General features: G+C 65.1%; 20 protein-coding genes. 7 read left to right on the forward strand and 13 right to left on the reverse strand.

The window, feature by feature from the left end; all coding sequences use genetic code 11:
* Positions 1–26: 26 nt before the first annotated feature.
* Complete coding sequence (locus AC3CD9_RS00255; RefSeq protein WP_488365766.1) at positions 27–992, forward strand: aldo/keto reductase; 966 nt, start codon at positions 27–29, stop codon at positions 990–992.
* Between the two features lie 84 nt (positions 993–1,076).
* Here the strand turns inward: AC3CD9_RS00255 and AC3CD9_RS00260 are convergent, their stop codons facing one another.
* The 4 genes from AC3CD9_RS00260 to AC3CD9_RS00275 all read right to left on the reverse strand — a co-directional run bounded on the left by AC3CD9_RS00260 (position 1,077) and on the right by AC3CD9_RS00275 (position 7,842).
* A complete protein-coding gene (locus tag AC3CD9_RS00260; RefSeq protein ID WP_488365767.1) occupies positions 1,077–2,312 on the reverse strand; it encodes a threonine/serine exporter family protein in 1,236 nt (411 codons plus the stop codon).
* Positions 2,313–2,531: 219 nt separating this feature from the next.
* Positions 2,532–3,929 (reverse strand): integrase core domain-containing protein, encoded by a 1,398-nt coding sequence (locus AC3CD9_RS00265; RefSeq protein WP_488365421.1) that lies wholly within the window; start codon positions 3,927–3,929, stop codon positions 2,532–2,534.
* 140 nt (positions 3,930–4,069) lie between these two features.
* On the reverse strand, positions 4,070–5,710 hold the full coding sequence (locus AC3CD9_RS00270; RefSeq protein WP_488365768.1) for a GMC family oxidoreductase: 1,641 nt from the start codon (positions 5,708–5,710) through the stop codon (positions 4,070–4,072).
* A 194-nt stretch (positions 5,711–5,904) separates the two neighbouring features.
* Complete coding sequence (locus tag AC3CD9_RS00275; RefSeq protein ID WP_488365769.1) at positions 5,905–7,842, reverse strand: primary-amine oxidase; 1,938 nt, start codon at positions 7,840–7,842, stop codon at positions 5,905–5,907.
* A 100-nt stretch (positions 7,843–7,942) separates the two neighbouring features.
* Between AC3CD9_RS00275 and AC3CD9_RS00280 the strand changes: the two genes are divergently transcribed.
* The 4 genes from AC3CD9_RS00280 (at position 7,943) to AC3CD9_RS00295 (ending at position 12,878) form a co-directional block, all read left to right on the forward strand.
* Positions 7,943–8,539: a TetR/AcrR family transcriptional regulator gene (locus AC3CD9_RS00280; RefSeq protein WP_488365770.1), complete on the forward strand. Its 597-nt coding sequence runs from the start codon at positions 7,943–7,945 to the stop codon at positions 8,537–8,539.
* A gap of 169 nt (positions 8,540–8,708) precedes the next feature.
* Positions 8,709–9,671: an AraC-like ligand-binding domain-containing protein gene (locus AC3CD9_RS00285; RefSeq protein WP_488365771.1), complete on the forward strand. Its 963-nt coding sequence runs from the start codon at positions 8,709–8,711 to the stop codon at positions 9,669–9,671.
* Positions 9,672–9,958: 287 nt separating this feature from the next.
* Entirely contained in the window at positions 9,959–11,350 is a 1,392-nt protein-coding gene (locus tag AC3CD9_RS00290) for an APC family permease (RefSeq protein WP_488367477.1), read from the forward strand.
* Between the two features lie 124 nt (positions 11,351–11,474).
* Entirely contained in the window at positions 11,475–12,878 is a 1,404-nt protein-coding gene (locus tag AC3CD9_RS00295; RefSeq protein ID WP_488367479.1) for an aldehyde dehydrogenase family protein, read from the forward strand.
* A gap of 88 nt (positions 12,879–12,966) precedes the next feature.
* Here the strand turns inward: AC3CD9_RS00295 and AC3CD9_RS00300 are convergent, their stop codons facing one another.
* Complete coding sequence (locus tag AC3CD9_RS00300; protein WP_488365772.1) at positions 12,967–13,791, reverse strand: metallophosphoesterase; 825 nt, start codon at positions 13,789–13,791, stop codon at positions 12,967–12,969.
* Positions 13,784–14,476 carry a class I SAM-dependent methyltransferase gene (locus tag AC3CD9_RS00305; protein WP_488365773.1) on the reverse strand — a complete coding sequence of 231 codons (693 nt, stop codon included), beginning with the start codon at positions 14,474–14,476 and terminating at the stop codon, positions 13,784–13,786. Before AC3CD9_RS00305 ends, AC3CD9_RS00300 begins: the two co-directional genes overlap by 8 nt.
* 164 nt (positions 14,477–14,640) lie before the next feature.
* Between AC3CD9_RS00305 and AC3CD9_RS00310 the strand changes: the two genes are divergently transcribed.
* On the forward strand, positions 14,641–16,038 hold the full coding sequence (locus tag AC3CD9_RS00310; protein ID WP_488365421.1) for an integrase core domain-containing protein: 1,398 nt from the start codon (positions 14,641–14,643) through the stop codon (positions 16,036–16,038).
* 192 nt (positions 16,039–16,230) lie between these two features.
* Here the strand turns inward: AC3CD9_RS00310 and AC3CD9_RS00315 are convergent, their stop codons facing one another.
* The 6 genes from AC3CD9_RS00315 to AC3CD9_RS00340 all read right to left on the reverse strand — a co-directional run bounded on the left by AC3CD9_RS00315 (position 16,231) and on the right by AC3CD9_RS00340 (position 23,732).
* Positions 16,231–18,015, reverse strand: a complete 1,785-nt coding sequence (locus AC3CD9_RS00315) for an ABC transporter ATP-binding protein (protein WP_488365774.1) — start codon at positions 18,013–18,015, stop codon at positions 16,231–16,233.
* Positions 18,008–19,864: an ABC transporter ATP-binding protein gene (locus AC3CD9_RS00320; RefSeq protein WP_488365775.1), complete on the reverse strand. Its 1,857-nt coding sequence runs from the start codon at positions 19,862–19,864 to the stop codon at positions 18,008–18,010. The genes AC3CD9_RS00315 and AC3CD9_RS00320 overlap by 8 nt, the downstream gene beginning before the upstream one ends.
* Before the next feature lie 2 nt (positions 19,865–19,866).
* Positions 19,867–21,321: an ABC transporter ATP-binding protein gene (locus AC3CD9_RS00325; protein WP_488365776.1), complete on the reverse strand. Its 1,455-nt coding sequence runs from the start codon at positions 21,319–21,321 to the stop codon at positions 19,867–19,869.
* Entirely contained in the window at positions 21,318–22,115 is a 798-nt protein-coding gene (locus AC3CD9_RS00330) for an energy-coupling factor transporter transmembrane component T (RefSeq protein ID WP_488365777.1), read from the reverse strand. The genes AC3CD9_RS00325 and AC3CD9_RS00330 overlap by 4 nt, the downstream gene beginning before the upstream one ends.
* Positions 22,108–22,689, reverse strand: a complete 582-nt coding sequence (locus AC3CD9_RS00335) for an MptD family putative ECF transporter S component (protein WP_488365778.1) — start codon at positions 22,687–22,689, stop codon at positions 22,108–22,110. Before AC3CD9_RS00335 ends, AC3CD9_RS00330 begins: the two co-directional genes overlap by 8 nt.
* Before the next feature lie 146 nt (positions 22,690–22,835).
* Complete coding sequence (locus tag AC3CD9_RS00340) at positions 22,836–23,732, reverse strand: LysR family transcriptional regulator (RefSeq protein ID WP_488365780.1); 897 nt, start codon at positions 23,730–23,732, stop codon at positions 22,836–22,838.
* A 122-nt stretch (positions 23,733–23,854) separates the two neighbouring features.
* Between AC3CD9_RS00340 and AC3CD9_RS00345 the strand changes: the two genes are divergently transcribed.
* The gene (locus AC3CD9_RS00345) at positions 23,855–25,051 is read left to right on the forward strand and encodes an acyl-CoA dehydrogenase family protein (protein WP_488365781.1); all 1,197 of its coding nucleotides are present in this window, start codon (positions 23,855–23,857) and stop codon (positions 25,049–25,051) included.
* Here AC3CD9_RS00345 and AC3CD9_RS00350 read toward each other — a convergent pair.
* Positions 25,026–26,114 (reverse strand): amidohydrolase family protein, encoded by a 1,089-nt coding sequence (locus AC3CD9_RS00350; protein WP_488365782.1) that lies wholly within the window; start codon positions 26,112–26,114, stop codon positions 25,026–25,028. The genes AC3CD9_RS00345 and AC3CD9_RS00350 overlap by 26 nt on opposite strands.
* Positions 26,115–26,133 lie beyond the last annotated feature (19 nt).

A 26,133-nucleotide genomic window follows, 5' to 3' on the forward strand; every position in this document is an offset into this window, starting at 1 on the left:
CGATCTTTCGACGAATGGAGGAAAGCTTGACGACGCGGAAGCAGATTCCCGGCACTGACCTGTCCATCTTCCCGATCAATCTCGGCACGAACACTTTCGGGTGGACCGCCGATGAGGCGCAGTCCCATGCCGTCCTCGGCGCCTTCGTCGCCGGCGGCGGCAATTTCCTCGACACCGCCGAGTCCTACCCTGCGTGGGTGCCCGGCAACACCGGCCGCGAATCCGAGACCATCATCGGCACCTGGTTGGCCTCGCGGGTCAACCGCGATGACGTCGTCATCGCCACGAAGGTCGGCGACCATCCCGAGCACAAGACCCAGGACCCCGAATACATCCGCACCGCCATCGACGCATCTCTGGAGCGTCTGCAGACCGATCACGTCGACCTCTACTACGCCCACCGTGACGATGAGGTGACCCCCATCGCCGAGGTGGCCCGCGTCTTCGATGAGATCGTCCGTTCCGGTAAGGCCAAGCACATCGCGGTGTCGAACTATTCGCCGGCGCGTCTGGCCGGATGGTTCGCAGCGGCTGAAGACGAAGGGCTGGTCAAGCCGGTCGCGATCCAGCCGCAGTACAGCCTCGTCTATCGGAGGGAGTTCGAGACCGATCTGCGCCCAATCGCCGAGCGGCGCGATCTCGCGGTGTTCTCGTACTTCAGCCTTGCCGCCGGCTTCCTCACCGGCAAATACCGCACCGAAGCCGACCTCGACGGGGCCGACCGAGGTGGCATGGTGCAGGGATATTTCAATGCCGAGGGACTCAAGGTCGTCGACGATCTCGTCGCGATCGCTGATTCGCACGATGTCGCTCCGACGACTGTGGCGTTGTCCTGGCTGCTGGCGAAGGGCGTGACGGCACCGATCGCCTCGGCCCGCACACCTGAGCAGCTCGAGTCGGTCATGGCCGCGCCCGGGCTCGAGCTCAGCGCCGACGAAGTCGACCGTCTCGACCGGGCCTCGACACCGTTCGCTGTAGAAGAACCGTCCTGACTTCCCTCCCAATTACTACCTGACGGCGGCTCAGCAACCTCGCGCGAGGTAGCTGGGCCGCCGTCAGGTAGTTCTAGGGGTGTCTCAGGCGACGATTTCGTCCTTGGGCTCGACGGCGTGGGCAATGGCAGCGCCGATGACCGTGCCGATGGCGATGGTGAAGAACGTGGTCGCAGCCGCGAGCATGCTGCCGGCAACCCCAGAACCGTCACCGAATTCGATCTGCGAGGCATTGAGGAGCCCGAACGACCCGGGAGCGATGACGAGGAACGCGGGCACGAAGCTGATTCGCCAGATCGGGCCTTTCGGCAGGCGCGAGAGCACGACGGCCACCACCGATGCGGTCAAAGCACCGGCCAGGCCGCCGATGGCCGCACCGAATTCGGCACCGATGCCCAGCTGCGCAAGCGCGGCCACAGCGATGGTGAGGACGATCGGCACGGTGTGCTCGAGCGGAGTGTGCAGATAGATGATGAGGCCCAGCGTCGCGGCGGCCACGCCCAGGGCGGAGAGCCACCATGTCGAGGCGGTGAGCTGGGAGTTCGCAAGCGCCTCGGCGCCGGTGCCGGTGACGACGGCGGCACCGGCGACTCCGGCGATGAACATCGCCAACTGGACGGTGGCCGAGACGAGCCGGGAACTGCCTGCCGAGAGGGCACCGGCGGAGATCTCGGTCAGCCCGGTGACCACGGCGCTGCCGGGCAGCAGCAGCGCCAGGGTGGCGACGATCGTGCGCAGGGGACTGTCCAGCCAGTCGAGGCGGTAGCCGATGAGGATGAGCACCGCGACGATGAACGCCGAGGCGACCGGCAGCAGCGGTCCGAGGCTGGGGTGGCGGGCGTTGACGGCGAGCACACCCGCGACGATGAGCGAACCGAGAGCGGCGAAGGCGAGGTTGACCAGTCCCGGTTCGAGCAGCAGGCACAGCCCGACGCCGACGGGCACCGCGCCGAGGCAGGTCACCCATCCGGGCCAGCGCGAGGGAGTGCCGTAGACCTCGGCCTCGATCATGCGGCGAGCGGCGTCGATGCCGAGCCGACGCGAGCGCACGGCATCGACGATGTCGAGCAGCCTCGCTGTCTGGTCGAACCGCAGGTCAGGACCGATGCGTTCGAACCGGGTGGGACTGCCGGAGCCGATGGTGAGGAACAGGGCCTTGGGAAGAGCTGCGACGTTGATGGACTTCAGGCCGACCGCAGGCGCCAGCCCGGTCAGTGCGTCTTCGACATCGACCGAGGAGATCCCACCAGCGAGCAGCCCGGTCCCGATCGTCACCAGCAGCTCCTGTGCGGGGACGGTCTTTTCGCTTGCCTCGTGCACTCCCAATCCCTCTCGTCTGCAGATCGGCCGACGAAGTAGAAGATACCAGCCTCGTGCTACCTGACGGCGGCCCAGATACCTCGTGTGGAAACTCGCGACCTTGTTGACAACCTCACTCAATACGTTGCTGACAACCTCGCTCACTAGGTTGTGAACGACCTGACTCCATAGGTTGCTCACACCAAACGAACGAGGTTGTCAGCGGCATTTCGTGACAGTTCAATCAGGCGGGGCCTCGCCGGGGAAGTGCATGAGCATGTAGTCCCGTTGCTTCTTCAACCACACATCCGTGGCTCCACGGATCCTGGCGCCGACGACTCTCCACAGCGGATATCGTCTCTGTGTTTCCGCGGTGCGGATCGGAAGCGGGAAGTACACCACTTCCTCACCAGTGGTGGGATCGAAGAGTGCGTAGAAGTCGTCAGTGACGACTGATTGATAGGTGCCGGCCAATGATCTCGGTACTCCGAGTCCAACTGCTTGAAAATAGATCTGCGCATTGCCAGAAGCGATGACGACACGGTCTGGCACCGAGTCAGCCGCGGTCTGGAGAGGTTCACCGACTGACTTCTCGTCGACGCGTGGCTCGTTCATCGCGGCTTGGGCGCGTCGTCGTTGAGCGTATTCACGTGCGATCGCTTCGACTTCAGTATGCGGGATCGGCGTACCGTCCGAAGGGGTGTGGATTGCTGCCTGCCAGGCCTGATGAGGATTCATATCGCCTGGCAGTGACTGATGCCGGCGATGATAGTTGTAGCGGTCGCGGAACATCGCGACCACTTTCCGCGCTTCAGCGAGGCTGCGGGGTCTGTGGGCCCTGAGGACATTCAGCAGTGTTTGGTGGCCACGTTCGTTCTTCCCCTGGGTTTGTGGGTGTCCGGGCCTGCCAGAGATTCCTCGGCACCCATAGTCAGCGAGGAAGAGCTGAGTGGCCACGACCCAACCCTGACGGTTGCCATTGAAGGCGTTACCGTTATCGGTCAGCATCTCTTGAGGCACCCCATAGTTGGCGATGGCGTCAGAGATCGTCTTGATCGCATGATTGCCGTTTTCCACGCCGTGGAAGGCTTGTGTGCCGACGTCGAAGCGGGTGGAATCGTCGAGGAGCTGATACACCGTGATCTTGGTGTCACTGCCGGTGAGTGGGAATTCGAAAGCGTCGAGTTGCCACAGTTCCATGGCGTTGGCGCGGACGAATCGGATCAATGATGATCGGGGACGTTTCTTCGGGTTCGCCTTCACTCGCCCGGAGTTGGAAAGAATCCGTCCGATCGTGGCCACCGATGGGATGGGTTCGCTGAATTGTCCGGTATCGACGCCGTGATACCAGATCGATTTCGGTCCGGCATCCCACCCGGTGGACTCGAGTTCGGTGCGGATCTTCAACACGAGATCGGTGGTGGCCCGGTCGTAGATTCGCACGGTGTTCTTCGGTGCCGATGAACGAGCGTGGAGTGCCTGTAGTCCCTCGGTTTTGTAGCGTTTGCGGATTGCGTAGAACGACGCTCGAGTAATGCCGTGTTGGCGACAGAACTCGGTGATCGATGGTGAGTCTGGTGCGTTGGGGTCGAAGTCGATGATCGCGCGGCGTTTGGCTAGTGAAAGGGCTTCAGGCATGGCCCGAAGTGTGTCAACAACGTATTGAGACATACTGTCAGCAACGTCATGAGTCAGGTTGTCAGCAACGTCATGAGACAACACAGCCCAGCAACCTCGCGCGAGGTTGCTGGGCCCCCGTCAGGTAGCAATAAGGGGAATCAGTGGGAGGCGGGAGCGGTGATTCCTTCGGCGGGGGAGCCGACGAGAGCGGCAGCGGCGCGTTCGGCGATCATGATCGTCGGAGCGTTCGTGTTTCCGGTCGGTACGAGCGGCATGATCGACGCATCGGCCAGCCGCAGCCGGCTCACGCCCCGGACCTCGAACGTGGCCGGGTCGACGACCGCCTCGGCGTCCGTTCCCATCCGGCAGGTCCCGGCTTGGTGATGATAGGTCACAACCGACCCGCGAACGTAGTCCTCGAGGTCCTCGTCGGCCACCTCGGGGCCTGGGTGGATCTCGGTGGGCTGCCACGATGACAGCGCCTCGGCGCGCCCGATCTCACGGCACTGCCTCACCGAGGCGACGAGAGCGTCGACATCGGCCTGTTCCGAGAGCACCTGCGGGTCGACGACGAGCGGATCCTGTGGATTCGGCCCGCTGAGCCGCACCTCTCCGCGGCTCTCGGGGCGAACCAGGCCGCCCTGCAGAGTGAATGCTCCGCCGGGTCCTGGTCCGGTCTGCGCGGCCGGCGCCGCATCCTGGGCATACATCGGCACGGAGAAGAACAACGGTTGGGTGTCGGGGACCGGCAGATCCGGTCGGGACTTCGCAAAGAAGTGCACCTCGGCGGGCGCCACCTCTCCCATCGGCACCTCCCGATCTCCGGTGGAGAAGATGACCGGCGAGAGCCAGTGATCCTGGAGATTCTTGCCGACTCCCGGCAGATCGACCACGGAACCGATGCCGACCTCGGAAAGCTCCTCGGCGGGACCGATGCCCGATCGCAGAAGCAGCTCGGGAGAGGCCAGGGCACCCGCGGAGAGGACAACCTCGTCGGCGGACACGGCGCCGACGCGGCCGCGGAAATCAATCTCGAGTCCGGTGACCGTGGTCCCGTCGAGGAGAAGCCGACGGGCGTGAGCAGAGGTGAGAATCGTGAGGTTCTCATCGCCGAGGCGGGGCTTGAGGTAGGCGCGCCATGTGTTCAGCCGTTTGCCGTCGCGAACGTTGAGTTGGATCTTTCCGATGCCTTCGACGGATCCGGAGTTGTAGTCGTCATTGACGGGTATGCCGGTCTGTGTGGCGGCCGTGAACATGTCCTCCTGCAGCGGGTTGCGCGCATAGTCGACGCGCACATCCATCGGACCGTCGGTGCCACGGTTGTCCGTGATGTCGCCGTCGAAGTTCTCGATTGCGGCGAAGACCGGCCAGACCTCGTCCCAGGACCATCCCGGACACCCGGCGTCGACCCACTGTTCGTAGTCCCAGGCATCGCCGCGGACCCAGATGACGGCGTTGAGGGCATTCGACCCGCCGAGGACCTTGCCGCGGGGGAGGTGGATGCGGCGGTTCATCGCCGCCGGCTGCGGGGGAGTGTAGTAGTCCCAGTCCTGCTGCGAATGCCAGATCAGTCCGAGGTTGTTGAGATGGTCGATGTTCGGATTGGTCTCGTCTCCGCCGGCTTCGACGAGGCAGACCTTCTTTCCGGCATCGAGCAGTCGACGGGTGAGGACGCACCCGGCCGATCCCGCTCCGACGACGACGTAGTCGAATCGCTCGTTCGGGATCTCTGTGGGGAACGTGTCCGGCTGATCTGAAGTGTTCGAGGCCACGGTGCCTGATTCATGCTCGGTTGTCATGGCCTCAAGCTAGTGATGTCGGTCACCGGTGAGGAATGCCCGCGGACGAGGTGTGCACGATTCGGCAAGCCGTCGGCGACGGTCGTGCGCGCATCGTCAATTCCGGTCCCACCCGACCTCTCCGTGCTACCTGACGGCGGCCCAGCAACCTCGCGCCAGGTTGCTGGGCCGCCGTCAGGTAGTAATTGGGGAGGTTAGGAGTCGCAGCAGGGGGAGCCGGACTCCGGGGCGGGGACGTCGAGGACGGGCGAGCGGTCGAAGAATCCCTCGGGCCGCAGCTTGAAGCCGACGGTGTCGACGGGCATGATCGGCCAGTCCTCGACCCGCGGGAAGTGGGTGAGGCCGAAGCTGTGCCAGACCACGATGTCCTCCCCGTCGACGCTGCGATCGGCCGCGGTCCACGCCGGCAGCCCTGCATGGCCGGGATGCTGATTCGGGAAATCCCCGGTCGGGTAGCGCTCGTCCTCCTGATACTGCGAGACCCACAGCGACTTCGACGCGAACGTGGCACGGCGATGAATCGACGAGTCCTCGGCCGCGAGCAACGTGGGCAGGCCCGTCGGGTGCAGTTTGTATCCGACCGGTTCGCCGAGGCGGTTGGTCGACTCCGGGTTCGTCACCACCCACGTCCGCGCCTTCGACTGATCCGCATCCCGCTGCGCAGCCAGTTCGGTCGCCAGGACGGTCCGGGACCGGCTGAAGGCATTGCCGCGCGGGTTGTCTTGCGAGACCGGCAGGCGCACCACGTCCTCCTCCTCGACCCGGCACTTGCCGCCGTCCAGGGCGAAGTCGAGTCGAGCCCCGAAGAGATGCTGGTGGAACGGGGCACCGAGTCCGGGCGCGATCTCCGAGGCGAAATCCGTCGACCCGCTCGGCAGCGCCGAGGTGAAGACGACACCGGTGGCCTTGGCCTCGAACTCGATCGTGCCGTCGAGGTAGAGATACCAGTAGAATCCGTAATCGTAGTTGCCGACCGTGGTGAAGAACGAGACGACGAAGCGACGGTTGCGCCGGGTATAGGCGACACCCGACCACAGGTCCGAATGCTTGGCCAGAATCGACGCGTCCTCCTCGTGCATGCAGATGCCGTTCTTGATCTGCCGAGGTTCGCCGAGGTTGTTCGCCACCCACGGCGACAGATAGGTGATGTCGCCGAGGCAGTCACACCCGAGCTCGAGCGAGTTCGCCCATTGCCCGACGAGGTATTCGCCGGTGTCGAAATAGTTCTGCCACGATCGCACCGGTGAGGGGTCACCATAGGGAACGACCATCTCGGCGATCGCCGCCCGATCGAGGATCGTGCGGCGGCGCTCACCGTCATCGAAGGCGATGTTGTGCAGGACGAGTCCCTCGCGCATGTCGAAGCCGACATCGAACGACCACTTCTCCCACTCGATGTGATTGCCCTCGGTGACCGTGAAGCTCGGCCCCTCCGGCTGCGTGATGGAGATCGGCTTCTGCGTGGTCCGCACAGGTCCGGTCAGCTCCGGATCCGTGTAGTTCCCGTGTTCAGACGGCACCGGAACGTTCTCGAGGTCGAGGACCTGGTCGACGGTTCTGTTCGTGACATCGACATAGGCGACGAGTCCGTCGATCGGGTGCGCCCACGCCGAGTCCGACTCATGCTGCTGGTGGAACGCCAGCCCGCGCAGGATCCTCCGCCCCTTCTCCTCCGGATATTCGAAGACTCCGGCCGACAACGGCGCCACTCGGACCTCTGCGACGGGCAGCCCGCGCTTCTCCAGGCTTGCCAGCCACGTCGGATCGGCGGCGAGGACCTCCTCGACGACCTCGAACTCCTCTTCCATGACGGGGAACTCGCCCTCTTGGGTGGAGTCCACCTCGGCGACGGATTCGACGGCACGTCGCGTCGTCGAGACGACGATATCGCGGGCAGTGCCGGCGGACTTGTCGACGATGAAGGCACGGAAACGGCGATCCACCTCGGCGATGGCCCGCTTCGTACCGCGCACGGGATCGAGCAGGCCGACGTAGGCCATGCGTGCGGTATCGGGGAAGTGCCCGGCCGCGCGCAGCACCGCGGTGACGGTCGAGATCTCGGCCTCGGTCGGCAGGGTGAAGGGGGTGGCGGTGGTCGCCTCGGCGACGGGGGCGGAGGAATGGCAGGACATTGTGCACCTTTGCAATCTGGGCCTGTGGGCTGAGTCACGCTAAAATCTACACTCGTAGGAAATAAAGTCAAGACCCGATCTGCACCGCTGTGGAGGAGCCATGCCCAAGATCGTCGACCACGACCAGCGACGACTGGACCTCGTGCAGGCGACGCTGCGCCTGATCGTCAGGCAGGGCCTCAACGGGGCGACGATGCGCGATATCGCGACCGAGGCCGGGTTCGCCAATGGGGTCGTCAAAACGTACTTCGGTTCGAAGGCGGACCTGCTCGCGGCCACCTACCTCTACGTCTTCGAGGCCACGAACGCCCGGGTCGCGACCTCGACGACGGGCCTGCGCGGTCTCGACGCTCTGCGCGCCTTTGCGCACGAGGTGCTCCCGGTGACCCCCGCGCTGCACGACGAAGCCCGCGTCGTTCTCTCCTATCTCGCCGAGGTGGCCCAGAACCTCGAACACGCCCGCGCGACCGCTGAGACCATGGAGCTCTGGCGGGCGTGGATCGTGTCCTGGCTCGGCGAGGCCGACGCCGACGGTCGTCTGCGTGCCGAGGTCGATATCGAATCCGAGACTGAGGTGCTCCTGACGTATCTGCTCGGAGCGCAGACCAGCGCGATCATCGGCGGGCGCGGATTCGACTTCGCCGGCTTTCGGACCCAGCTCGACTACGTCATCGCCCGACTCGACCGGTCGAACTGAACCGGTAGGGCAGGGGCGAACCTTGGGTAGAGGGAGCCTTGCCGAAGCTGGGTGACCAAATGGTCGGTAATCGTGCTCGGGGTCGTGACTGGCGCGACGGTTGGGGATAGAGTGACCGGACAACGGGCCTTCGGCGAAGCGGTCGGGGCCGAGTGAACTGAGGACGACGATGTTGCTTGAAGACACCGCGAACGACTTCGATGGCTGGCAGGGCCTGGTCTCGGACTCGTTCGTCCCGCTCGATACGGAACCCCAGCGCCGAGGCGGATTCCAAGGTCGCATCAGCGCGCGCGACTACGACTCAGTGGTGATGTCGCAGATCAACGCCAATCCCCATGCCGTCCTGCGCACCCCCGAGCTGATCGCCCGAACCCGACCGGAGGCGCACGGCTGCGCGGCCGGCACGAACTACTTCAAGGTCTCGCTGCAGCTCGACGGGCACGGACTGCTCATCCAGGACGGACGTGAGATGGCTCTGGCGCCCGGATCGCTGGCCATCTACGACACGTCCCGACCGTATACGCTCAGCTTCGATTCGGACTTCTCGTCCTACGTCATGATGTTTCCGCAGTCACGGGTCAACCTTCCTGCCGGAACCGTCGGCCAACTCACCGCCACCCCGATCGGAGCCGACCACCAGCTCGGCGCGGTCGTCGCCCAGGTCATCTCCCAGGCCGGGGCCATGCTGCCGACCCTCAACCGGGCGACCGGTGTGCGGCTGGCCGGCAACGTCGTCGATCTGCTCACCACCGTGATGGCCGACGAGCTCTCTGCCGCGGGCGGCGAGATCGACGAAAGGCAGCGACTGTGGGCCGAGATCACCTACTACATCGATGTCCACCTCTCGGACCCGCAGCTCAGCCCATCGACCATCGCCGCCGCCTATTTCATCTCGGTGCGCACCCTGCACCAGATCTTCGAAGGCACCGGGGAGACTGTTGCCGGAGAGATCCGGCGACGCCGCATCGAGAAGTGTCGACTCGACCTTGCCGACCCCGGACAGCGACAGACCCCGGTGGCTGCCATCGGTGCCCGCTGGGGACTTAGCGATCCCGCACACTTCTCCCGGCTGTTCCGCAGCGCAGTCGGCCAGCCGCCCGCCGGGTACCGCCGCAGCACCCACGCCGACTGAACCAGCCTTCGCACCGGTTGAACCGAAGCGCCCCGGCGGATGCGCGAATCGTCAAGAACTCTGCCTGCAAAGCCAAGACGCGGTCGGCAGGCGGCACCCACACTGGCAGTAATCACTTTGACTGTTAGGTGGATCACATGAGCACTCTCAGCTCGGACCCGGCCAAAGGCGGCCTGGGTTCCCCGATCGGCAATGCCGCCGATCGGGCCTCCACGGACGTCGGGCACGAACCTGCCGCCACGGCCTCACTCGATGCCCGCCGCATCGGAATCCCCGCGCTCGTCTTCATGATCATCGCCGCCTCGGCGCCGTTGACCGTCGTCGCGGGCGGAGTCCCCAGCAATTTCGCCGTCACCAGTCTGGTGGGGATTCCGCTGTCATTCGTCGTCCTCGGGCTCATTCTCATTCTCTTCGCCATCGGCTATGCGGCGATGAGCCGCCACGTCCACAACGCCGGGGCCTTCTTCGCCTACATCTCGAAAGGTCTGGGCAAGCCCGCCGGGATGGGGGCGGCGATGACCGCGCTCGTCGCCTATAACGCCATGCAGATCGGCATCGCCGGAATGTTCGGCTTCGTCTTCTCCTCGTTCCTCGACACCCTCTTCGGCATCTCCTGGTCCTGGTGGGTCTGCGCCCTCATCGCCTGGGTCATCGTCGGCATCATGGGAGTGCTGCGCGTCGACTTCTCCGCGAAGGTGCTCGGCATCATCGTCGGCGCGGAGTTCCTCGTCGTCATCGTCTTCGACATCATCGGACTCACGCACAGCCCCGAAGGCATCACCGGCGACGGGCTCGCGTTCGACCAGCTCTTCGCCCCCGGAGTCGGCGCGGCCCTGGCATTCTCGATCGCGGCTTTCATGGGCTTCGAATCCGGGGCCATCTACAACGAGGAGGTCAAAGATCCTCGTCGCACGGCAGGTCGGGCCACCGTCATCGCCGTGAGCATCATCGCGGTGTTCTACGCGTTCTCAGCCTGGGCGATGGTCGTCGGCGAAGGGACCTCGAAGGTCATCGGCCGGTCCCAGGAATGCGGGCCCGACCTCATGTTCGTCTTCCTCGGCGAACACGCCCCGGTGTGGTTCGTCGACCTCGGCAACCTGCTGTTCCTCACCTCGCTGCTGGCCGCGCTCGTGGCCTTCCACAACATCGTCGCCCGCTACGTCTTCGCCCTTGGTCGAGACCGGGTTCTGCCATCGTCGCTGGCCAGGACCTCGCGGCGCACCGGTGCGCCCGTGGCCGGCTCCCTCACCCAGTCGGGACTGGCACTCGTCATCATCCTCGTCTTCGCCGTGGTCGGCTCCGGCAGCGATGACCCGCTGTTCCCTGTCGTCACGCTCTTCACCTGGCTGACGAACATGGGTGCCTTCGGACTCGTCCTGCTCATGGCGCTGACTGCGCTCGCCGTCGTCGGATTCCTGCGCACGAAGTCGGGGGAGTATTCGCTGTGGACCCGCGCGATCGCCCCGGGTCTGTCAGCCATCGGACTCCTCGTCCTCTTCGTCGCCATCGTCATCAACTTCAACGTTCTCATCGGCGCAGAGGGCACCACGGTCCTGTCCTGGCTGCTGCCGGCAATCGTTCTCGTCCCCGGGCTCATCGGGACGATCTGGGCCATCGTCCTCCGTTCGTCCTCGCCGAACCTCTATGCAGGAATCGGTTCAGGTGGTTCCCTGGGATGACGTAAGCGTTCCGACCGCCTGAAACAGCCGTACATACCGCCAGAAGATGATCACACCAACCGCCGCCGACCACCCGGTCGCCGATCAAAGGAGCACCATGACCGCTGAGGCAACCGCCACCGAAATGACCACCACCGCTGGAATTCTCGCCGCCATCGTCGACCCCTCCGGACGCGAGATCCACGACCCCGCCACCGGTGAGGTCGTCGGCCGCACCCACGAAGGCACACCGGCAGAGATCGATGCTGCGGTGACAGCCGCGCGCCGGGCTCAGCCTGCTTGGGCAGCGCGCAGCTCTCAGGAGCGCAGCGACCTGCTGAATAAGGCCGCCGACGCCATCGAAGCCTCCGCCGAGGCGCTGGCCGAGTTGCTCTCCCGCGAACAGGGCAAACCCCTCAACGGGCCCAACGCCCGCTTCGAAGTCGGTGCCTGCGCGGCCTGGCTGCGTGCGAACGCGTCCTTCGAACTCGAACCCGAAGTCCTTGTCGACGACGGCGAAACCCATGCTGAACTCCATTACAAGCCGGTCGGCGTCGTCGGTGCGGTCGGTCCCTGGAACTGGCCGATGATGATCTCCGTCTGGCAGTTCGCACCGTCTCTGAAGATGGGAAACACCGTCGTCCTCAAACCCTCGGAGTACACGCCGCTGTCCGTGCAGGCGCTTGTGGCTGTGGTCAACCAGGTGCTGCCGGCCGATGTGCTCTCCGTCGTTCCCGGTGATGGTTCTGTGGGCGCTGCATTGACCAGCCACGAGGATGTCGACAAGATCATGTTCACCGGGTCGACGAAGACCGGGCAGGCGATCATGCGCACCGCTGCGGACAACCTCGCCCGCATCACCCTCGAGCTCGGCGGCAACGATGCAGGTATCGTCCTCGAAGACGCCGATCCGGCCCAGATCGCGGGAGACCTGTTCTGGGGCGCGTTCATCAATACCGGGCAGACCTGTGCTGCGATGAAGCGGCTCTATGTTCCCGAATCCCTCTACGACCAGGTCTGCCAGGCCCTCGTCGAGGTGGCCGGACAGTCCCCGATGGGGGTAGGGCTGGAAGAGGAGAACGTGCTGGGGCCGTTGCAGAACAAGCAGCAGTACGACATCGTCGCTCGCCTTGTCGACGCAGCCAAGGACGGGGGAGCGCGCGTGCTCATGGGCGGCGATCCCGTCGCCGATCAGCCCGGCTACTTCTACCCGACGACCCTCGTCGCCGACATCGACAACGACAACCCGCTCGTCGCCGAGGAGCAGTTCGGACCGGTCCTGCCGATCATCAAGTACACCGACCTCGACCAGGCCATCGAGTGGGCCAACGAGCTCGAAGTCGGTCTCGGATCCTCGGTGTGGGGCACCGATCTCGACGCCTGCCGTCAGGTCGCGGCCCGTCTCGAGGCGGGAACCACGTGGATCAACAAGCACGGCGCCGTCGACCCCCGCGTGCCGTTCGGTGGGGTGAAGAAGTCCGGCTTCGGTCTCGAATTCGGTCTCGAGGGCCTCAAGCACGTGAGTGTCCCCCAAGTCATCTCCTGGTAATTGCTACCCGACGGCGGCCCAGCAACCTCGCGCGAGGTTGCTGGGCCGCCGTCAGGTAGCACGGAGGGTCTTCTCCAGCCCTGGACCCTTAGCCGATCACTGCCCCGTGGAGGACGAACGGCTCGAAGACCGGGGCCGCCTCGGCGAGGTGGCAAGGGTCGATTCCGACGATTCGGCGTCCCAAGTGTTCGAACGCGGCATGTCGGCGATTGAGGTCGAGTCTGATCTGCGGCCGGATCCAGGATTCGGCCGACCACCGACTGCGGTTCCAATCGAAGGCACTCGAATGGCCGTGTATCTGATTGAACGGCAGCTCGGCCTCGAGCCGCGGCCAGGACGGGTAGACCTCTGTCCCGGCGGCCGCCCATACCGGGCCGGCATTGTCGTCATCGACGCCGAGGAGCATCGTCCCGGGATACCAGAGCGCACCGTCGTCGGCGGCCTCCTTCAGCGCCTCCACCGTCGCCCCGGCACTGTCCGGGGCTCCGAGCCCATGGCGCCAGAATCCAGCGGTCAGGCCGGCGTGAGTGATCAGCCACTCCTCACCTGAGTCGTCGGTGACTGCCGCTGCCGCCCGGAGGCGACCATCCGCCCACCAATCCCGCAGCTGCGTCTGGGCGGTCTCGTCGATGCTCTCACTCCATTCGAAAACCGGCCGGTCGACGTAGAGCTGCTCATGGTTGCCCACGATCTGAGTCCACACTCTGCGGTCAAGGAGGCCTTGGACGAGGGAGACGACTTCGGCGGATGCCGGACCACGATGGACCAGGTCGCCGACCTGGACGACGTGAAGGTCATCCGGCCAGTCGATATCGGTGCCGAACCGCACTCCGAGCTCCCCGAGGAGGTGGACGAGCGGCGCGAAGTGTCCGCCGACATCTCCGATCACTGCAATGCGAGTGCGGCTATTCATGCGCCCAATCCATCTGTGAAGCAGGGGAGTCGTGACGCTGCGCTATTGTGTCGCGGTCGCGTAGTGCGTGGATCCCGTCGGGCCCTTCGGCGGAGTGGCGGATGCCCGGGGCGACGTAGACGCTGACCGACCATGGCGAGTCAGCGTCGAAGTCGGCGAGGTGCCAGTCGCTGAAACGCTGCGTGAGACTCAGCGATGTGGCTGCTGTACAGTCGTCCAGATCGGCGGGGCCGCCTCGGCGGTGGGTCGTTGTCCCCACGACGAGTCGGCCACCGGGAGCCAAGAGCCCGGCTATGACAGAGATGGTATGCGCAAGCTCGGATTCGGAGAGGAAGGCCGGTACATTGCCCGACATGAGCACGATGTCGAAACGGGTCGGCAATCGGCGATCCGCCAACGTCTCCGAAGTCAGTTCGGTCGCCGACAGCTCGTGGAACCACGAAACCTCATGGAGTTCCCTCGCCACCTGCAGGACCTCGGGTGCCGGGTCGATTCCGAACGTTTCGTGACCAGCTGTGCGCAGCGCCGCGACCGCGTTGCCGATCCCGCACCCGATGTCGAGCACGGTCGCCCGCCGAGGCGCGAGCATGTCGACGAAACGGGCATCGACGGCCAAGTCGGTCCCGTTCGATGACATCCGCCGCATCTTCGCTGCATAGTCCGATAGATTGCTCGGATCAGTCATGATCTCAGTCTCTCACTGCTGGCCTACCCTCCCGTACTACCTGACGGCGGCCCAGCAACCTCGCGCGAGGTTGCTGGGCTGTGTTGTCTCATGACGTTGCTGACAACCTGACTCATGACGTTGCTGACAGTATGTCTCAATACGTTGTTGACACACTTCGGGCCATGCCTGAAGCCCTTTCACTAGCCAAACGCCGCGCGATCATCGACTTCGACCCCAACGCACCAGACTCACCATCGATCACCGAGTTCTGTCGCCAACACGGCATTACTCGAGCGTCGTTCTACGCAATCCGCAAACGCTACAAAACCGAGGGACTACAGGCACTCCACGCTCGTTCATCGGCACCGAAGAACACCGTGCGAATCTACGACCGGGCCACCACCGATCTCGTGTTGAAGATCCGCACCGAACTCGAGTCCACCGGGTGGGATGCCGGACCGAAATCGATCTGGTATCACGGCGTCGATACCGGACAATTCAGCGAACCCATCCCATCGGTGGCCACGATCGGACGGATTCTTTCCAACTCCGGGCGAGTGAAGGCGAACCCGAAGAAACGTCCCCGATCATCATTGATCCGATTCGTCCGCGCCAACGCCATGGAACTGTGGCAACTCGACGCTTTCGAATTCCCACTCACCGGCAGTGACACCAAGATCACGGTGTATCAGCTCCTCGACGATTCCACCCGCTTCGACGTCGGCACACAAGCCTTCCACGGCGTGGAAAACGGCAATCATGCGATCAAGACGATCTCTGACGCCATCGCCAACTATGGGGTGCCTCAAGAGATGCTGACCGATAACGGTAACGCCTTCAATGGCAACCGTCAGGGTTGGGTCGTGGCCACTCAGCTCTTCCTCGCTGACTATGGGTGCCGAGGAATCTCTGGCAGGCCCGGACACCCACAAACCCAGGGGAAGAACGAACGTGGCCACCAAACACTGCTGAATGTCCTCAGGGCCCACAGACCCCGCAGCCTCGCTGAAGCGCGGAAAGTGGTCGCGATGTTCCGCGACCGCTACAACTATCATCGCCGGCATCAGTCACTGCCAGGCGATATGAATCCTCATCAGGCCTGGCAGGCAGCAATCCACACCCCTTCGGACGGTACGCCGATCCCGCATACTGAAGTCGAAGCGATCGCACGTGAATACGCTCAACGACGACGCGCCCAAGCCGCGATGAACGAGCCACGCGTCGACGAGAAGTCAGTCGGTGAACCTCTCCAGACCGCGGCTGACTCGGTGCCAGACCGTGTCGTCATCGCTTCTGGCAATGCGCAGATCTATTTTCAAGCAGTTGGACTCGGAGTACCGAGATCATTGGCCGGCACCTATCAATCAGTCGTCACTGACGACTTCTACGCACTCTTCGATCCCACCACTGGTGAGGAAGTGGTGTACTTCCCGCTTCCGATCCGCACCGCGGAAACACAGAGACGATATCCGCTGTGGAGAGTCGTCGGCGCCAGGATCCGTGGAGCCACGGATGTGTGGTTGAAGAAGCAACGGGACTACATGCTCATGCACTTCCCCGGCGAGGCCCCGCCTGATTGAACTGTCACGAAATGCCGCTGACAACCTCGTTCGTTTGGTGTGAGCAACCTATGGAGTCAGGTCGTTCACAACCTAGTGAGCGAGGTTGTCAGCAACGTATTGAGTGAGGTTGTCAACAAGGTCGCGAGTTTCCACACGAGGTTGCTGGGCCGCCGTCAGGTAGCAAGAGGAGCGCGCGGGGGCCGCGACTGGTCACCCCTGAGTCAGACGCCACCCCTGCGCTGAGGCTCGTTTGTCCCAGAACTCACGGTAGCGACCGCCGCCGGCGAAGAGCTGCTCATGAGTGCCCTCCTCAGCGATACTGCCTTCCCCATCGAGGACGACGATGTGATCGGCCCGCTGTACGGTCTCGAGCTTGTGAGCGATGACGAGCACAGTCGAAGACCTCCGCAGCTCGTCGACGCTGCGCATCACATTCGCCTCGTTCTCCCCATCCAACGCACTGGTGGCCTCGTCGAAGAGAACGATCGGTGCCTTCTTCAGCAGAGCCCTGGCGATCGACACCCGCTGACGTTCGCCGCCGGATAGAGACCGTCCGCCCTCACCGACGACCGTCTGCCATCCGTGTGGCAGCACCTCGGCGATCTGGGTGACCCCGGCGAGCTCGGCCGCGGCGTACACCTCGGAGTCGGTGGCATCGGGGTCGCTCATCGCGACGTTCGACCACAGTGAATCGTTGAACAGGTACACGTCCTGGAAGACCATCGTCAGCTGCGCCATCAGCTGTGAGGTCGGCATGTCCCTGATGTCGGTGCCGCCGACGCGCACCGTCCCGGAATCGACATCCCAGAACCGGGCGATGAGCGCCGCCGTCGTCGACTTCCCCGACCCCGAGGCACCGACCACAGCCGTCATCGTGCCCGCAGCGATGCGCATGCTGAAGTCCTCGAGCACGCGGGACTCGGGCACATAGCCGAATGAGACCCGGTCGAACTCGACCTCGCCCGGTTTCGGCAGGGGGCTCGCGGTCTCGATCTCCGGCAGGGTCTCCGCGGTCAGGATCTCTCTGGCCTGCCGCAGCGGAATGCGTCCCATCTCGATGCCGACAACGGAGTTCGACAGATTCTGCAAGGTGATCGCGAACCGCAGCATCACCCCGATGAACGCAACCGTGACCAGTGGGGCCAGCGCCCCAGCGAGGGCGAGCAGGCCGGAGACGACGATACCGGAGGTGATGAGCAGCTGCACCGCGACCGCTCCCAGTGCCAGCGCAGCGCTGCTGATCCACAGGCTTTTGTGCTGATTGCGCGCATCTTCGGCCGCGGCGTCATCGAGAGGGGCGAACCCGTGGGAACGCCCCGCAGCGCGCAGAGCCGGCTGACACGTCGCGAACTCGACGATGCGGGAGGAGACCTCATCGGCAGAGGCATGGGTGCGAGCGTCGATGGTCTTCTTGATCCGCTGGCTGAGCCACAGCAGCAGAACCGTGAGTGGGGCGAGGACCGTGAGGATCAGCCCGAGCCGCCAGTCGAAGACCCACAGCCCGGCGATGACGGTCAGCAGGGTCGCGAATCCGGAGACCAGCGCCGGCAGCAGATGAGCGATGCCTTCACCTGCCGTCATGAACTGGTGGGACACGAGGCTCGAGATCCTGCCGGTGCGTCGCCGGTCGAACCATCCCAGCGGCAGCTTGGCCAGAGCGTCGCCGATCGCGTGATGCGCGAACCGGATGAAATCCACCGCAGCCAGGTAGCCGACGCGAGCTTCCGCGTAGCGGACGGCGAAGGCGATTGCCGCGAGTACACCGAGGCTGATCAGCCATCCGGTGGTGCCCATGCCCCACGCCGTGTCTCCAGTGCCCAAGGTTCGTGCGAGGGGGAGGAAGGCGAGCAGGGCGAGGCCCTCGAAGCAGCCGGTGACGGTGTGGAGGACCAATGCCGCGCTCAGGCTGCGATTGCCCGAGTCCGACATCAGTTCCCGGTAGGAGCGGATGAGTGGGGTCTTCACCGGGGAATCGGCGGCGGGTGAGTCAGTCATCGTTTCCCTGTCCTTCCGTGATGGTGGCAATGGATTCGCCGAGGCGGCCCGGCCTCCCGATGTCCCGATCGTCCATGATCCGGTGCAGCTGCTCTTCGTCCGGGGACTCGAGGACAGTATCAATGCGCCCCGAACGCATGAGCACCACACGATCGGATCCGATGACCGATTCGCTGCGATGAGCGATGACGAGCACTGTGCGTCCCCGCACCAACTGCGACAGGGCGCGCTGGATCTCGTCTTCCGAATCGGGGTCGGTGGCGGCGGTGGCTTCATCGAGGACAAGGATCGGAGCATCGGCGAGGATCGCTCGGGCGATCGCGATCCGCTGCTCCTGTCCTCCGGAGAGGCGGACCCCTTCACCCCAGATCGTGTCGAGGCTGTCCGGCAGATCGCGGATCTCCTCAGCGATGAAGGCTCTCTCCGCGGCCGCCCAGACCGCGTCGTCGTCGGCTGCCGGGCGAGCCAGCCGAATGTTCTCCCGCAGGCTCAGGCGCAGCAGCTGCGGGTTCTGCAGCACGAAGGCCACCTGTGAGTAGAGTTCGGCGGTGCCGAATGTGCGTACGTCCCGGCCGCCGATGAGCACTCGCCCGGTGTCGGGATCCATGAACCTGGCGGCGAGCACCGCGAGCGTCGACTTCCCCGATCCGGAGGGACCGATGAGCGCGGTGACCGAACCTTTCGGTACTTCGAGACTGACCCGATCGAGGGCATTGACCGCACCCGTATAGGAATAGCTGACGTCGTCGAAGGCGATCGCCGGTACGTCATCGCCAGCCGCGACCGCGGCCGTGCCCGGCAGCGCCCCGGGATCGGTGTCGAGGATGTCGGTGTCGAGGAGATCGCCGAGGCGCTTGGCCGAGCTGCCGGCGATCTGGTAGGCCCACATGGTCCGCCCGATGATTTGGATCGTGTTGGGAAGGACGAGGGCGATGAGGGTGGTGACGATGACATCGGCGGGGGTCACCTCGGTGGCAGAGACGAGGGCGGATCCGACGCAGATATTGAGGACGATGAGCACAGGCACGCTGACCAGGGCCTCGCCGATCGCGGAGGCCCGAAGCATCGGTCCGACCCAGCCGGTGTAGAAGGCGGAGAAGGCATTCGAGGCTTCCGTGTACCGGGCGTGTGCCCGCCCGGTGCGGCCGAACGCCTTGATCACCGCGATGCCGTCGGCGAACTCGACGGCCGTGGACGAGACGTCGGAGAGTCGGGAGTCCATCTCCGCGGTCTTCTCACCCATGCCGCGCATCGTGACCATCTGAACGATCAGATACACCGGCACCGAGGCGAAGGCGAGGAGTCCGAGACGCCAGTCGACGACGAATGCGTAGACGAGGAGCGCAAGCGGGGTGACGATCGCCATCGCCGATTCGACAGGGGCGTGGGCGACGAGCTGGTGGAGGGTCTTCGTATCGTCTTGTACCGCCTTGCGGATCCGCCCCGAGGAGGTTGAGGAGAACCAGGAGAGGTGGATGCCGGCGATGCGGTTGACGATGCGGGCCCGCAGAACTCGTGTGAGCTCGACATCGGCGAAATGCGTGACGAGCAGGGCCGTGAACGTCAGCAGCATCTGCAGGCCGGCCCCGCCGAGGACGAAGCCGATCGCGGAATGGACGGTGCCTTCGTCCGGGGCGGTGCCGGCTAGGGCGGCGCGAACCAGCACATCGCCGAGGTGGACGAGCGCGATATAGGGCGCTAGGGAGGCCACCCCGGCGGCCCCGCCGAGGATCCGCCCCAGCCACAATCGTCCGCGCACGGGCTTGAGCATCTGGGAGAGCATCTCGTTCTCCTGCGCGCGTTTCGTCTTCGGGTCGAGGACCTCGCTCGCCTTTTCGAGGGCAGCCATGGTCATCCTTCCTGCGGGGTGAGTGAGAAGACAGAGTCGGCCGCTTCGGCGATGAGCTCGTCGTCGTGGGTGATGACGATGACGACGGCTCCCTGGTCGGCCAGGGCGCGCATCTGCGCGGCGATGCCGATCAGGTGGCTGAAGCCCAACCCCGAGGTGGGTTCGTCGAAGACGAAGATGGGTGAGTGCGTCGCGGCGGTGGCGGCGATGGCGACCCGCTGTCGCTGCCCACCCGACAGCGACTGCGGGTGTCTGTCCTCGAGGCCGGTCAGGCCCGTGGCGTCGAGCAGTGTCGGCAGGTCGAGGGCTTCACGTTCGGCCACCGTCAGACCCATCGTCACATCGGCTCTCACGGTCTCTCCGAAGAGCTGGCGACCGACGTCCTGCATGACCATCGAGGCGGCCCGGTTGCGTGCACGCGGTCCCAGGGTCTTCCCGCCGAGGCGGATCGTTCCGGAATCCTGCTTGGCCAGTCCGCAGATGAGCCGGGCGAGGGTGGTCTTGCCCGCTCCGTTGGGTCCGGTCAAGGCCGTGATCCGTCCGCGCGGGAACACCATGTGCGGGATGTCTGTGACGGGGGTGCTGCCGTAGGAGAAGCGGAGGTCCTCGATCGCCAGTCCGCTGTTCGAGGTCGTGTCGACCATCGGCTGAGTCTGCGGCACACGCGCAGATTGCAGTCGACGCAGACCTCGTTCGCGCCGCTGCTGATCGGTCTGAGCGAAGAAGTCCTCGGCAGACATATCTTCTGCGACCCGGCCGTCGGCAAGCAGCACTGCTCGGTCGATGATGCCGTCGAGGTAGGCCAGCCGGTGCTCGGCGATGACGAGGGTGTGGCCGGCCTGCTTGAGTCCGTGCATCACCGCGACGAGGATGTCGACCGAGGCCGGGGACAGGTTGGCGCTGGGTTCATCGAAGAGGATGACTCCGGGGCGCTGAGCCAGTGCCGCTGTGCAGGCGACGAGCTGGAGCTGTCCGCCGGAGAGCGAATTGAGACGACGACTGAGGAGCCCGCCGATCCCGGTCACCGCGACGGCGGAGCGGATCCGGTCGAGTATCTCGTCTCGCGCCAGTGCTTGGTTCTCGAGCCCGAATGCCAACTCCCCGGCCACCTCGGTGGTGAAGAACTGGGTGCGGGGGTTCTGGAAGACGGTGGCCGCGACCTCGACGACCCGGTGGACGTCGAGGGTCGTCATCTCCTGTCCGCTGACGGTGACCGTCCCCGAGGTGGTCCCGGCGTGCAGCTGTGGGGCGAGCCCTCCGAGCAGGCGAAGCAGGGTCGTCTTCCCGCTGCCCGAAGGACCGCACAGCAGCACCGCTGACCCCGGCGCAATGTCGAGGTCGACATCGGTGATATCGGCTGCCTCGGTGGTGGCATCTGCAGCAGCCAGCTGCGCGAGGGCGCTTGCGGCGCCGTAGGTGAAACCGGCACCGTCGATCGTGATCCCTCCGGCCCTCATCCTGCTCGTCCTCCGGTGGTTAGGGCGAGAGTGAGGAGGCCGACGCCGGCGAGTCCGAGGAGGAGGTCGGCGGCGGAGAAGCGGAGGTCGTAGACGCTGCTGGGACGTTCGGGACGACCGAGCCCGCGGACGAGCGCTGCGGCAGTGAGTTCGTCACCGGAGCGGATGACTGAGGTCAGCAGCGGAATGATGAGCAGTTCGCCGGTGCGGATCGGGTGGGCGAGGAACGACAGCGGATCCGGGTGGAGGCCGCGCAGGGTCATGGCGTCGCGCACGGCGGCGGCTTCGCGCAGGATCGTGGGGAACATGCGGAAGATCACGGTGACGGGAACCACGATGAAGCGAGGGCAGCGGGCTCGGCGCAGTGCGGCGACGAGGACCGTGGGCCGGATCGCGATGAGGGCGTAGACGGCGAAGGCGACGGTCGCGGTGAAGCGCATCGTCCAGTGTCCGATGACACCGGCGAAGACGAACACAGGATTGGGCCAGATGCCTGCGGCAAGGGCGATGCCGGTGCCGATCGCCGCGACCGTCAGCGCAGAGAACGCGTAACGGGGGCGAACCGTGGCCAGGCAGACCCCGGCGAGCAGCACCGCGGCGTAGGCGAGGATCTGCGAGGTCGAGGCGAGCACGGTGGCATTGATGATGAGGAGGACGAGGACGATCGTGCGCGGATCGGGCACCTTCGCCGAGGAGCGGAAAGTCGAGTCGAGGTCGGCCCGAGAGGGTGACTCGGTTCCGACGATCGACGGGACCGCGGCAGTGCTCCCGGACCCGGCAGTGTGCTCAGGCAAGACCGGCCCTCTCGAAGTGCTTACGGGTGACCCGCACGCCGAGGAGTCCGCCGGCCAGCCCGAGGCCGAAGCTGATGACCGTCCACGCGGGCAGCACCCAGGCCTGCATGAGGGAGGCGAACGCGTCGGCGTAGTCCTGACCCATCTGCTCTGCCGTGGACGCGAAATAGGCCTGTGAGTCGAAAGCGATCGGCAGCAGCGGAACGACGGTGGTCATGGCGAGGACGGCGTAGGCCCAGGGGATGCGCCGCGGTAGGCGCGCAGGGTCGCCGCGGGTGACGACGAGGTCGGCGAGGAAACCGGCGATGAGTCCCGCAGGAACGACCAGCCACGTCTGGCCGGAGAAGACGAGGAGCACGCCGTTGATGCCGCCGAGGAGGGTCAGTGCACCGAGCTTCGGGGTGCGGACGACGAAGAGGGCGACGACGATTCCGTCGAGGATGATGCCGATTCCGAAGCCGACGAACATCGCCAACGGACCGAGGAAACCGACCATCGCGAAGATGAAGACGATGGCGAAGTAGAGAGCCGTGAAGATTCCGACGCTGATGAGGTCGCGAGCAGTGAGATTCAATTGTGTCCTTGAGTCAAGATGAAAGCTGAGGCTAACCTAACATCCATTTGAATCGACGACTACTGCAGTGATGCGCATACGTTGATACCTCGCAATTACTACCTGACGGCGGCCCAGCAACCTGGCGCCAGGTTGCTGGGCCCCCGTCAGGTAGCAATTGGGGAGGGGAAGAGCTCTCGGACGATGTCGAGCACCCTCGCCAGCGCCTCCGACGGGTTGTTCCGGCGCCAGCCGAGGGCGAGCGTGAACGAATCCCCGCCCTCGGCGAGGCGGACATAGCGCACCCCGTCGATGCGGATGTGATCCGAGGACTCGACGACGACGGCCATGCCGACCTGCGCGCCGACGAGCGCCAGCAGGCTGTAGGGGTCCGGTGCCTCCTGGACGACTTGCGGCAGGAAACCGGCGTCATCGGCCAGCCGCATCATCACCTCTCTGACCTGCGACCCGTGCGATGGGGCATAGGAGATGAACGGCTGACCGGCGAGTTCGCCCATGCTCACCGACTCGCGCTCGGCCAGCTCATGCCCCGAGGGCATGGCGATCATGACGCTCTCCTGTCGGATGACGTGGACCTCGACACCCGCCGGCACCGGCGGGCTGATGATCGCGAGATCCGTCTCTCCGTCGCGCAGGGCGATCGCGGCCTCCCCGCAGTACATCTGCGGCTGCAGGTCGAGGCTGATGCCAGGGTGTCGCTCACCGACCTCGCGGGCCAGTCTGGAGAGGATGGAGTAGCCGCTCGTGCCGCCGAACCCGATGCGCACCCGGCCCGCCAGACCCTGTTGAGCGGCCCGGGCGATGCGCCGGGCACCGTCCACCTGAGTCCCGATCGCCGCAGCGGGTTCGAGCAGCGCCTCACCCGCTGGCGTCAGTCGAACCCGCCGGGTCGTCCGCTCGAACAGATCGACGTCGAGGTCTCGTTCGAGCGCGCGGATCATCTGGCTGAGCGCGGGCTGCGCGATGTGCAGACGTTCCGCGGCCCGCCCGAAATGCAGCTCCTCGGCGACGGCAAGGAACGCTGTGACCTGCCTGAACTCCATGTCGTATCCCCACTGCCCAGATTGATAAGAATATACGCTTAATCACCTCGATATTACCTCTTGGACTCTGAGTAATTCCGATGGCACTGTTGAAGACGAACTCAATGCTCAAGGAGACGCCCATGACTGCCGAAACCACAGCCACCCCCGCCACCACCGCCGACCCTTCCGACCTGCTCAACCTCGCCGGACTCCTCACCGACGACGAGCTGGCGCTGCGCGAAAAGGTCCGCAGCTTCGTCGACGAGCGGATCCGCCCGAACATCGCCGAATGGTACGAAGGCGCGATCTTTCCGACCGAGATCGTGCGTGAGATGGGCGAGCTCGGCCTCCTCGGCATGCATCTGCAGGGGTACGGCTGCCCGGGGCGTTCCGCCGTCGAATACGGTCTCGCCGCCCTCGAACTCGAAGCCGGCGACTCCGGACTGCGCACCTTCGTCTCCGTCCAGGGATCGCTGGCGATGTCGGCCATCCACAAGTTCGGCTCCGAGGCGCAGAAGAACCGCTACCTTCCCGGAATGGCCGCCGGAGAGATCATCGGCTGCTTCGGACTGACCGAACCCACCGCCGGATCCGACCCCGCCTCGATGGCCACCACCGCCACCCAGGGCGCCGACGGATCTTGGACGCTCAACGGCGCCAAACGCTGGATCGGCCTGGCCTCGATCGCTGATATCGCCGTCATCTGGGCCGCCACCGACGACGGCATCCGCGGCTTCCTCGTGCCCACCGACACCCCCGGATTCACCGCCACCCCGATCACGCAGAAGCTGTCGATGCGGGCCTCCATCCAGTGCGATATCGACCTTGAGGGCGTGAAATTGCCCGCCGAGGCGGTCCTGCCCGAGGTCACGGGACTGAAGGGGCCGTTCTCCTGCCTCAATGAGGCACGGTACGGAATCATGTGGGGCGCCATGGGGGCCGCCCGTGACTCCTTCGAAGTGGCGCTGCACTACGCTCAGAACCGTCTGCAGTTCGACAAGCCGCTCACCGCTTACCAGATCACGCAGGAGAAGCTGGTGAATATGGCCCTCGAGATCCAGAAGGGCACCCTCCTGGCCATCCAGACAGGACGGCTCAAGGACGCCGGGACCCTCGATCCCGTGCAGATCTCCGTCGGCAAGCTGAATAACTGCCGCGAAGCCATCGCCATCTGTCGGGAGGCCCGGACGATGCTCGGCGGCAACGGCATCACCCTCGAATATTCGCCGCTGCGGCATGCGAACAACCTCGAATCGGTGCGCACCTACGAGGGCACGGATGAGGTCCACACCCTCATTCTCGGCCGCCACATCACCGGCCAGCAGGCGTTCCGCTGACCTGCACCCCGCCGACCCACACCTCGGCGGGGGTGCGCAGAACTTCCAGATCAGTCAGCGGATCGGTCCCGAGGACCAGCAGATCCGCACGGCCGCCTTCGACGATCCGCCCCCGGTCACTAAGCCCGAGCGCATCGGCCGCTCCCGAGGTGGCCGACCGGACCGCCTCGGCGGCAGTCATCCCGGCGTCGATCAGATAGCCGAGCTCATCGTGCAGCGACGCCCCGTGGGGCACAGGCGCGAACGGCGTCTCGTTCGCATCGGTGCCCGCAATGATCCGCACCCCCGCTGCATGCAGGGCGCGCACATTCGACAGGGCGAGAGCGAACGCGGAATCGGCATGCTCGCCGAGGCGGGCGTCGGCAATCGCACGCATCATCACCAGGGTGGGAGAGACGATGGTGCCCGTCTCGACGATCCGAGAGATCGTCGCCTCGCTCAGCCGTGCCCCGAAAGGGACATGGGTGAGCACATCGACACCGGCCTCGAGGCCGCGATCGAACGCCCCCGGAGTGACCGCATGGGCAACGGTGAGCAGCCCCCGGTCGTGGGCTCCGTCGACAAGCGCCCGCAGCGTCGGAATGTCGAGGGCGGGCACCTCGGTGGCGTCCGGATCCTCGATGATGATCTTGATGAGATCTGCTCCGCCTGCCTCCCGCCAGTCGAGGAACCGGACGGCATCGTCGGGCCCGGTGACACCGGATTCGACGGGGAATCCCATCACCTCGATCTGCGTGCTCCCCGGCGCCGAGGCGGCCGATCCGGCGCTGACGATCCCCGGGATTCCGTGGTCGGACCGGAAATCTTCGACAAGCGAGTCCGGATACGTCCCGAGATCGACGAGCGTCGTCAGTCCCGAGCGAAGAGCACCGACGAGCGGTTCCCGCGACTTGAGGTGAACGTGGGTGTCGATGAGTCCCGGCAGGACGAATCCGTTCGACTCCGCAGACGGGTCCTCGGCAGGGCTGATCGTCGTGATCGTATCGGCGAAGTCGATGTCGACGGCATCGCCGATGGCAGCGGTGTCGACATCGATGATGTGCACATTGCGGAGAGTCGTCATGCACCCACCCTAATCACCG

The organism is Brevibacterium sp. MGP-B1 (assembly GCF_057766545.1).